This window comes from Verrucomicrobiia bacterium, assembly GCA_035946615.1.
Lineage (GTDB): Bacteria > Verrucomicrobiota > Verrucomicrobiia > Limisphaerales > UBA8199 > DASYZB01.
Genome location: DASYZB010000099.1, coordinates 1 through 8,933 on the forward strand (window position 1 = coordinate 1; position 8,933 = coordinate 8,933).

The window sequence follows — 8,933 nt, forward strand, 5'->3', positions numbered from 1 at the left end:
GGATCACACCCACGCATTTGTGACCAACTGGGCCTTGAACCGCGGCAAACATGTCTATTGTGAAAAGCCGCTGGTCAACAGTGTGGCCGAGGCGCGCCTCATCCGCGATACCTGGCTTAAGAATAAGAATAAGCTTGCCACGCAGGTTGGGACGCAGCGGCATCAGTTCTCGAATTTTAACCGCGTGCGCGAGATGATCCGCGACGGCGCCATAGGCAAACTCCAAGAGGTCAGCGCGTGGGGTAACCGCAAGGTCCGGCGCGACGGCTATATGCCGTCCGAAGGCCCCGCGCCCAGCTACATCAATTATGACCTCTGGCTTGGCCCGTCGCCGTTTCATCCCTACAACTCAGAATATTTCAAGGGCGGCTGTTTGCATTGGGACATGTATTGGGATTGGGGTAGCGGCCAGGTCGGAGACATGGGCAGCCACACGATGGACTTGGCCTGGAACGCCATCGACGCCGGCTTGCCTACCACGGCCGAAGGGACCGGCGATCCGTTTAATCCGCAAGTCACTCCGGTCAAACTCCAAACCCGTTTTGATATCCCCGCCAACGACTGGCGCTCCGAAATCAAGGTCTCCTGGTACCAAGGCGGCGCCTTGCCGGAATCTCCGCACCCGGGCATCGACCTGGATAAAATAGGCCACGGGGTGATGTTCGACGGGTCCAGTGGCTGCCTGATAGCCGATTTCCAGAACCGGTTTCTCATGCCCCGCGGAAACGAATCGGACCTGACCTATTACCATCCCCGGAGAAAGGACCAGTTGCTGCCGCCCATGAAAGGCAATTTCCAGCAGGAATGGTTTAATGCCTGCAAGGGCGACCTCAAGACGTCATGCGACTTCGGCTATGGGACCGACATGATCGAGATGATGCTGTTGGGCCTGGTAGCTTACCGCGTCGGCCGCAAAATTAAATACGACGGCGCTGCGGGCCGGGTGCTCGACTGCTCCGACGCCAACGGCTTGCTCCACCACACCTACCGCGAGGGTTGGACCCTGGACGGCTGACTTAAGACCCTGAACTGCTAATCGCCGATGTTCGCTAGTCTGCTGTATAGGTCGTTCATTCATGTAGTGTTCTCATCCGGTACTACTGGCATCCTGATATGTCTGGTGAGAAAAGCATTGTTTCGGGCAGTGTCGGCCAGGCACGCCGCCAGGTTCTTATGGGCTGTTTCATAAGTGAACCAGCCCTCATAGCCGATTTCAGAAAAGGCGGCAAAGGCGGCTTGCCAGTCGATCGGCCCCGGTTCCTCGATCAATTTGTTCCCATTCTTCACGTGCACTGCGCAGATGAGTTCCCGGCCGAGCAACTTTACTCCCGGGACGGCCTCGGCGCCGTGTCCGAAAGCAGCCATATTGTAAAGATCGTAATAGACGCGCGAATTACCGGGATGCCGGCTGCCGTGCGCACCACGCTCAGGTCGCCGACCATTTTCATCGTCGCGGCGCGGATACCGAGCTTGAGCGGGACCTGCCGCTCGCTTTGAGAAGGGACCTCCTCGGCGGTCAATCCACGCAGCGGGGGGGCACTGGTTGCCGCAACGGCCGCGGCGCAAACTTGCATAAATCGGCGTCGGGTGAAATTGCGACACTCATCGCTTGGTAAACCCAATGTGCTCAGACAAAACCGACGGCAAGGAATCGGCGCCACATTCGTAAAAAAGCCCGGCAGCGCTGCTGCCTTCCGGGAGCGGCAGAAGCTGTTTGAGGGTGTCCACCGCAGGCTGGAATTCAAGGTCCTGCATTTCCTGGGGCGAAAAGATATAAACCTGTTTGGTCAACCACCAATCATGACCTGCGATCCTCTTGAAAAGCCTTGAGCATTCCGTGAGGCTCCCGGCTGGGGCGCGCATGATTTTGGCCAGTTGAGTTCCGGCAGGAAAATAACCGGCTCTATCTCCAGGCCGAGGATCGGGCAACTCCTCTTCATCAGCTATCCGCGCCAGATCGTCTAGCGATCAATCGTGTTGCGCCCGCTTGCCGTCCGGGGCCGGAGGCATGAGGGAATACATCATCCAGGAAAGCCTCATGCGCCGGAGATTCCGCATTGAAGCAGCACTCGCATACGGGTGGCGCTCGGAGCGCTGAACTGCCGTCTCGTGCGCTATAAGCGCTCCCCGCTGGAACATGTATTTGTTTAGCAATGGCTCGGAGGCAAGCACATACAGCGACACTTCAGCGGGCTTTGCGCCGACAGCAGATACTTTGAGAGGAAAGATGCATTGTGGTGTATCGAAGCTAATCCGCAAAGGATGCAATTCGCCACTCGACATGGCCGCCTGCAGGGCTTGGTGCTCGCGCTCTCGTTCCGGGTCGTCTTGATTTGGCGTTGAACTCTGTTTGAAGGAAGACTCCCGATCCAACTGGATTTTGACAGCGACAAAGAACCAGCCTTTATTCACATAGTCGTCGAGCACCTGCGACCGCCCTTCAGGGCCGGAATAACCATTGGACCCAAGCCAACGTTCAAGGCTGAGTGCGTCGTGTGCTGATAGGATGGCCACTTCATACACACCAACGGTTTTTATTTCGACAACGTTGACCTGTTCCGATCGCACCCCTCCGATCCGTGGGGTGCCTGCGGTCATTCCCGCGAAAGGGTTCTGAGTTAGGCGGCTCAATTCATAAAAGGGGGCCATCCAACCTCTTTGGACCTCCGGGAGACTGGGCACGGGGATGAGCCAACCGAAGTTCTGCAGGCGCCCTTCATATTTAACCTGCAGCAATAGATCTTCGCGCCCATGGTCATAGACGATAATGGCTTTTTGCGCCGGTTCTTTGATGTCCGCAGCCTTGTTCCACCTAAAAACGAAGACACCATCGGCAAAAGCCATGAATCCCGATGTGAGGAGGAGGAGTAGTGGACGGACGAAAAAGGATTGATAGATTGATAGGAATTTGCTTTTTGGCGCGCGAGTTGTTTTGTACGCTGCGCGGGTGAGCCGACCTGAACAGCTGGCTCCAGTCCGCTGAATGCTGTGGTTGAGTGCCATGTCAATACGGCAGCCGGAAACCTGGCTTGGTTGTCGTTTTGGACTGAAAGGTGATCGGAGCCAATGGAATGCTGCGACCGCCGACACTCAGTCCCTCTATGGACAATTGAAATGGGGCGTCCTGCTGCGGATACGCGCGATGTTCGACAGGAAATTCCAAATGGAAGGCCTCGCGGTTCGTGATTGGAACCCTTCCACTGACCTTCGCATCGCGAGATCCGAGCAACCACGCATTGGTGGGCGCCAACCGCCTCTGGTCTCCATCGAGGAAGAAGACATGCTCAGGATCGAGCGCCAGCCCCGAGTTTTTGGGTTCGACCCACAGCTCAACGGACAGCGCTTCAGTTTTTCCGTAGTCATAGCGGTAGATGGGAATTATGTTCAACAGGAACTGGAGTTCCCATCCGCTCGGCCAATTTGCGACGGATATCACCGCCCGGACTTCCTGAGTGTTAACCAATCGAGAATATGTTTCACAGCCGGCGGCGATCCTGTGAAATCTCACTGACCCGACTGGACCAACAGGTTCACTGAACTGCTCGTGCCGAATGACAAAACAGCCGCTGCAAAGCGCGACGGCTATGGTCATCAGAATCGCACGCAGCAGATGCCTGGCACACTTTGGGGCAATGGAGGAGGAGGAGGCATGACGCATACCGCTCAACGATCTGAAGCAGCGGGCCGAAAGACATTGCGGGTCTGCACGACGCTCGCGCTGATGAGTAACCCGCAGATCTCGGTCCCACGGCTCTGCCGCGACGCGCGAACAGCCTCTCGCAGTAACCGCGTGGCGGGCCAGCCATTCGCTCCACCGTCTTGTTGGCAGTTCCTCAGTCATCGAATCCTGTCTGTTTGGGCTGTCCTGCCTCGAACTCCACCCGCCAAACACGTGAATCGTCCCCGTCCGCCAGAAACTCCAGAGAGAAATCATCGGGACGATTCCCCTCGGTAACCTCCAGCCCGTAAACCTCAAGAGCTGCCTTCCCAATCTCCGCTTCGTGCTCACGAAGGTAATCCGCGGCTTGGCGCTCCACCTCTGGGAACCTGCCAATGATGCCGCCGACCCGCCGGAGCAAGTCGTCATCTGGGTGCCGATTCGGTGCCGCCGATTGTGAAGCGAACCTCCCGACCGTTGGGACGAGCCATGCCAGTCCAAAGCCCGCCGCCCTCGCCCGTAAGCGATCCATACGTCGGGTGACGCACCGCACGGGTGGACTGTCGCTCCCGGAGATAGTAGTGCGCGATCCCGTAAACAATACGACCGACCCCAAACAGCAGGATGCCGCCGCAAGCACCAAATGCGGCAGCCAATACAATGATGAGCGTGTTCCCAGCCACGGTGTGCGCTTACTGCCAACAGTATAAATGGGACAAAGATTTATCCGAAAGGCAAAGACCTAAACCGCGCCCCGTTATCATGAAGCCATCGTCATTGATAGCGTCCATGTTGTCAAGTCTTATTGTAACCTGGCAACCTGCAGAGACATAAAATCGATTCTCGACGATGAGAATGGCTTGGTGAACGTTTAATCTTTGTCTAATCTTTGTCTTTGCGATTTTCGTGACAAAACAGTATAAAGACAAAGTCATGGGCTTGACTGATCACAGTCCAGACTGGCGCTCCCGGACTCCTGGGGCGACCATAGCTATTCCTCTCCCTCGGGGAGAGCGTATGGGTGAGGGGAACTTCGGTTTAGATCTCCAGGCCGGAAACTCTGATAAAAGATGAGATGCTCCCGGTTACAGCGCGGCCTGGCTGGCGCGCACAGTTATCCCGGGCACAAGCCGTTCGGCGCCCGCGATAATAACCCGTTCGCCGCCCTTCAGCCCATTGCGAACAACCACCTGATTGCCCAATGGTTGTCCGGTCTGGATGGCACACGGCTGGATGCGCGCGTCCGTGTTCATGACAAAAACAAACGGGCCGTTTGTCCCATTGCGGACGGCCTGAGCCGGTATGAGCACCGCCTTCATTATGGTACCGGTGGTAAGCGTGGTATTGACTGCCTGGCCGGGCCAAAGGCTCTCATCGGGATTGGCAAAACGCGCCCTCACCAGCACTGTGCCGGTCGCGAGGTCAATGGCATTGTCCATGGATTCCAGTTCGCCTGTGCATAGGCATTGTTCATGGCCGGGCAGAGCCGCTTGGACGCTGGCCCTCGCCCCACTTTCCAAGCAATGCCGGATCAAAGGCAGGTCGGATTCGCCCATCGGGAAATCCACAAAGACAGGCTGCGTTTGGTTGATTGTGACCAGGACTGTATCGAATCCCTGGACGACGGCGCCGGAGCTGGCCTGGATAAAGCCGGCTCGGCCTGATATCGGAGCGGTGATAAAGCAGTTCGAGAGGTCCAGCCGGGCAGTATCGAGAGCCGCTTTGTCCGCGCTAATGGCCGCCTTGAGCGACTCGGCATAAGCAGCGCTCGCCTGGTAGGTCTCTTTTGAAACAATCCGGCTCTGCAGCAACACCGCGTTCTCGTGTTCCTCTATGGACGCCTGGTTCTGCTCATCCAAATCCTTATCGAGGTCGCCTTGGGCTTGTTTCAATGCATCCTCAAACGGGCGTGGGTCCAACGTAAACAACAAATCCCCTTTCTGCACCCGGTCGCCTTCCTTGAAATGCACCCCGGCCAGGACCCCGCTGACCTGGCTGCGGACTGCCACCCACTTGAATGGGCTGACGTGCCCCACCGATTCAATTGCCGCAGGCACATTGGTTAAAACAGCCAATGCGTAGGAAACCTCCGGTGGTTTGGCCGATTGCCGAACCAGGGGTGCCTCCTGCTTCGAACAACCGCCTGTCGCCAAAAGCAAGGTGGCTGCGATCGGAACTGCCCGAACAAAAGTAATCGCCAATGAGACGGTTCTCTTGTGGACCAGGGAGCAAATCTCTGGCCAGCAGCGCTGACAGTTCGTCATCCTGACTTTATACAACTCCCAGGAGCAGCGTGTTGTCAAGAAGCTCGTTGGATCATTATTGAAATTGATTGAAAGGAATTTGCTTTTTGGCACGCGAATTGTTTTGTACGCTGCGCGGGTGAGGAAGTCTTTGACCGTGGAGAAATGCTGCCCTGCCGGTCCATGACGCAGACGTACATCTGCCTGGCGTGGAGGTCGATTCCGCAGTTGAACTCTGGAAGTATAATACATTGACCCAAATTGATGCCTGTTATAGGTTTTCATCATGCCACCAATGGGAAGCGCCGGGGGTTTGTCTCCGGGCGAGCGCGTGTTTCATACGACTCACTGGAGCGGGTGGGCTCTGTGGCAAGTGTCTTTTCGCCTTGGGCCGGAAAGCAAGTGAGCCTCCGCCGGGTGTGCAGGGTACAGAAGTGGGGTTGGCTTCGGAGGGCTCGGCGCCCGGAGGGGCCGACGAATTCGCAATGGGCGAGACCGCTGTCATGGGCGCTCACCTGACCGAGAAGCCGGGGGATCAGATTGGCCGCTACAAACTGCTGGAACAAATCGGCGAGGGAGGTTTTGGGATCGTCTATGTGGCCGAACAAAACGAGCCGGTCAAACGCCGCGTCGCGCTTAAGATCATTAAGCTGGGAATGGACACCCGGCACGTGGTGGCCCGGTTTGAAGCCGAGCGGCAGGCGCTGGCATTAATGGACCATCCCAACATTGCGAAAGTCTTTGATGCGGGGTCGACGGCCGACCTTACTTCGTGATGGAGTTGGTCCGCGGCATTCCCATCACGCAGTATTGCGACCACAACCATCTGGAGCCGGTGGACCGGTTGCGGTTGTTTATCGAGGTGTGCCGGGCGATCCAGCATGCGCACCAAAAGGGAGTAATTCACCGGGATATTAAACCTTCCAACGTTCTGGTGAGCTCACAGGACGGAGTGCCGATTCCCAAGGTGATTGATTTCGGGATCGCTAAAGCCACGCAGGGCGAGCTGACGGACAAGACGGTGTATACGCAATTCCAGCAGTTCATCGGCACGCCGGCCTACATGAGCCCGGAGCAAGCGGAGATGAGCAGCCTGGATATCGATACGCGCACCGACATTTATGCTTTGGGGGTGCTGCTATATGAACTGCTGCTAGGCAAGACCCCATTCGATCCGAAAGAGCTTTTGAGCGCTGGGCTGGACCAGATGCGCCGGACAATTCGGGAACAAGAGCCGGTGCGGCCCTCGACGCGGCTGACGAGCATGGGCAGCCAAGAGTTGTCGGCGACCGCCCGGCAGAGGCAGACCGACGCTCACAGTTTGCTTCACCTGGTGCGCGGAGACCTGGACTGGATCGTGATGAACGAGTAATATCCGACTTGGCGGTTATCAGGCGAAACAGGAACCTTGTGAAGTCATTTTTTTGTGCCAAGAGTGTAGTCTATGCTAGGGACTGGTGAGTATTCAAGCCCACCATACTGCCCAATTGGAATTACACCATCCTCCCGAGACTAATGCGGAATTAATTGTTGCACGGGCACTTAGTGGGGTCGGTGATCGTTGTTCCAGCGCTTCCTCGCCGGATCGGTTGGGGCCATCCACATGTTGGTTTTGGCGTATTCGACGTGGGCATCGCAAAACACGACATTAGCTCTGCCGCTATGGTGATTGCCTGTCAACGTCGGGTATAATGACGGCGTTGGATTCTACTGGATAATAGTCGCCTACCGCAACCATATCTGATGCCGCCAGTACCTTCGATTCAGCCACCGCCCGCCCCGCCAAGCCGCTCAACCCTAGAAGCGCGGACACGTCCATCACCCCAAAGGAATTGTAACCATAGCTGGCATTGGGCATGAAAACGCCAAACATGAGCCAATTTGTGACGGTACTGTTCCTGGTCAGCTCGGTATTGCCCGGACACATAAATACGCATTCATTGCCGCCAGCGTAAGCTACAAGTTTGGCATCCCAAAAGTTCGAACGCGTCGCAGGCACCCCTGCCTGGAAAAAGGGAAACTTTTGGCCATCGTCCACATAAAGCCGCAAACACACGCCGATCTGATGAAGGTTGCTCGCGCAACTCACCCGCACCCCCTCAGCTCTGGCACGGGATAGAGCCGGCAATAGCAAGGCGGCCAGAATGGCGATAATAGCAATGACCACCAGTAGTTCAATCAGCGTAAACCCTGGGAGCCCTGGGCGGTTCGCTTTGCCTGAACCAAGTGCGGCATTTGAGTTTAGTCTCATGCCAGATCCTGAGCCTGGAACGGACTGGGACTCCGTTTCATTTATTGAATTGATAAGAAATTGCTTTTTGGCACGCGAATTGTTTTGTACGCTGCGCGGGTGAAGGAGAATTGGTTTTTCCGTGTCCGGGCGCATTTTCGAGCATTTTCCGCCACTGGTGAGGCAACCATAAGCCAACTGGCGGCAGTTGGCAAGGCAGAAGTGCACTTTAGCGTCTGAACCGGGTCCCGAAGCGGGTGGAATTGGGGTGGCAGGACGGCAGGACCGTGGTTGAGCGGCCAGACAGTCCGAAAAAGTGCCTGACGTAACGACACCGATTCGCAGCCTGGTATGGCGGCAAATCCAGTTCAGTCGGTCACGACATTTTCGTAATCGGGCGTCGGGTCCACGTCTAGGCAGGCCTCATAGGTCCAGGGCCTGCGGACGCCGCCGGCGGAGGGCGAGCCGGCGGGTCGTGCCAAACGCCCAGGTGGCGCAGGATTCTCTCGATGACGCGGGGGTCGTCAATGACGCACAGCACTCGCATTTCATGCTGGCAGACCGGACAACGGAGCGGATCGACATGCCAGACGCGCAGGATCAGGTCGCGCCACTTCTTGGAGGGCAGCTTCAAAGGCGGGGGCGGGGACAAGCCGGGCCGGCGCACCACTGATGCGGTGGCGACCCCGCGGTGGCGGATGCCGCGCATCTTATTGCTGTACCAGCCGTAGTAGCGGACCATTTGCACGCCTTTGTCGGGGATATGCTGCGTAATGGCCGCCAGGAAGTCGGTGGCGCTGAA

Annotated in this window: 10 protein-coding genes and 1 pseudogene; 2 read left to right on the forward strand and 9 right to left on the reverse strand. The window is 57.0% G+C overall.

Annotated elements, in window-relative coordinates; all coding sequences use genetic code 11:
• The coding region (locus VG146_13955; protein HEV2393451.1) for a Gfo/Idh/MocA family oxidoreductase at positions 1–1,015 on the forward strand (1,015 nt) is incomplete at its 5' end.
• A gap of 59 nt (positions 1,016–1,074) precedes the next feature.
• Here VG146_13955 and VG146_13960 read toward each other — a convergent pair.
• From VG146_13960 to VG146_13990, 7 genes are all read right to left on the reverse strand, one after another.
• Positions 1,075–1,365, reverse strand: coding sequence for a hypothetical protein (locus VG146_13960; GenBank protein ID HEV2393452.1), 291 nt, complete (start codon positions 1,363–1,365; stop codon positions 1,075–1,077).
• Complete coding sequence (locus VG146_13965; protein ID HEV2393453.1) at positions 1,323–1,574, reverse strand: hypothetical protein; 252 nt, start codon at positions 1,572–1,574, stop codon at positions 1,323–1,325. The genes VG146_13960 and VG146_13965 overlap by 43 nt, the downstream gene beginning before the upstream one ends.
• A gap of 28 nt (positions 1,575–1,602) precedes the next feature.
• Positions 1,603–1,863, reverse strand: coding sequence for a hypothetical protein (locus tag VG146_13970; GenBank protein HEV2393454.1), 261 nt, complete (start codon positions 1,861–1,863; stop codon positions 1,603–1,605).
• Between the two features lie 105 nt (positions 1,864–1,968).
• Positions 1,969–3,003, reverse strand: a complete 1,035-nt coding sequence (locus VG146_13975; GenBank protein ID HEV2393455.1) for a DUF2330 domain-containing protein — start codon at positions 3,001–3,003, stop codon at positions 1,969–1,971.
• A gap of 1 nt (position 3,004) precedes the next feature.
• Entirely contained in the window at positions 3,005–3,841 is an 837-nt protein-coding gene (locus VG146_13980) for a hypothetical protein (protein HEV2393456.1), read from the reverse strand.
• Entirely contained in the window at positions 3,834–4,079 is a 246-nt protein-coding gene (locus VG146_13985) for a hypothetical protein (GenBank protein HEV2393457.1), read from the reverse strand. Before VG146_13985 ends, VG146_13980 begins: the two co-directional genes overlap by 8 nt.
• A gap of 664 nt (positions 4,080–4,743) precedes the next feature.
• Positions 4,744–5,811 (reverse strand): efflux RND transporter periplasmic adaptor subunit, encoded by a 1,068-nt coding sequence (locus VG146_13990; GenBank protein ID HEV2393458.1) that lies wholly within the window; start codon positions 5,809–5,811, stop codon positions 4,744–4,746.
• Between the two features lie 620 nt (positions 5,812–6,431).
• Here VG146_13990 and VG146_13995 point away from each other — a divergent pair.
• Positions 6,432–7,264 (forward strand): annotated as a pseudogene (locus VG146_13995) (serine/threonine-protein kinase).
• Positions 7,265–7,561: 297 nt separating this feature from the next.
• Here the strand turns inward: VG146_13995 and VG146_14000 are convergent.
• Both VG146_14000 and VG146_14005 read right to left on the reverse strand, forming a co-directional pair.
• Entirely contained in the window at positions 7,562–8,152 is a 591-nt protein-coding gene (locus VG146_14000) for a prepilin-type N-terminal cleavage/methylation domain-containing protein (GenBank protein ID HEV2393459.1), read from the reverse strand.
• A gap of 391 nt (positions 8,153–8,543) precedes the next feature.
• Positions 8,544–8,933, reverse strand: a 390-nt coding sequence (locus VG146_14005; protein HEV2393460.1) for a transposase, incomplete at its 5' end; no start/stop codon positions are given.